This window comes from Xanthomonas maliensis, assembly GCF_009192945.1.
Taxonomy (GTDB): Bacteria; Pseudomonadota; Gammaproteobacteria; order Xanthomonadales; family Xanthomonadaceae; genus Xanthomonas; species Xanthomonas maliensis.
This window is the reverse complement of record NZ_NSET01000114.1, coordinates 1-948: the sequence shown is the minus strand read 5'-3', so window position 1 is coordinate 948 and position 948 is coordinate 1. Positions and strand designations below refer to the sequence as shown.

At 65.9% G+C, this 948-nt stretch carries 1 protein-coding gene; it reads right to left on the bottom strand.

Annotation, left to right across the window (positions count from 1 at the left end; all coding sequences use genetic code 11):
• Nucleotides 1-948 (bottom strand): condensation domain-containing protein (locus tag CKY51_RS22120; protein WP_244952568.1); only part of this gene is annotated, 948 nt, incomplete at both ends.

Here is a 948-nt window from a genome sequence, read left to right as displayed (position 1 = left end):
CACCATCCGGTCTTCCAGGTCATGTTCGCCTGGCAGAACGCACCGGACAATCCCATCGCGCTGCCTGGCCTGACGGTGGAAGCGCTGCCGCAGCCATCGACCCCGGTCAAGTTCGACCTCGATCTGGTGCTGCAGGAGCACAACGGCGCCATCGTCGGCACGATCGGTTACGCCACGGCATTGTTTGATCGCACCAGCGTGCAGCGCTTCCACCGTCAGGCCAGGCAGCGCGATGGGATTGTCCGGTGCGTTCTGCCAGGCGAACATGACCTGGAAGACCGGATGGTGGGCCAGATTGCGCGCTGGATTGAGCGCGTCGATGACGTGTTCGAACGGTAGATCCTGATGCGCTTGCGCAGCCAGCGCGGTGGCGCGGACCTGGGCCAGCAGCGCGCTGACCGAGGGGTTGTCTCGCAGGTCGATCTGTAAGGCTTGCGTGTTGACGAACAAGCCGATCAGCGATTCCAGCTCGCTACGCGTGCGATTCGCCGTCGGCGTGCCGATCACCACCTGGTCCTGGCCGGACAGCCGCGCCAGTAGCACGCCCCAGGCCGCCAGCAAGGTCATGAACAGCGTGGTGCCATGACGCTGGCTCAAGGCCTTCACTGCAGTGCTGAGCTCGGCATCCAGCGCCAGCTCCAGTGTCCCGCTTCGCGCATCCTGCAGGGCGGGCCGCGGCCGGTCGGTGGGCACGTCCAGAACGGCCGGGGCGTCGCGCAGATGGTCGATCCAGAACGCGCGTTGTTGCTGCAACAGCTCGCCAGCGAGCCAGCGGCGCTGCCAGACCGCGATATCGGCCGATTGGATCGGCAGCGGCGGCAGCGGATCGGGCTGGCCCTGGACGAAGGCGGTGTAGAGCACGCTGAGTTCGTGCACCAGCAAGCCCATCGACCACCCGTCGGCGATCAGGTGATGCAGCGTGACGAGCAGGACATGTTCGTCTTCGCT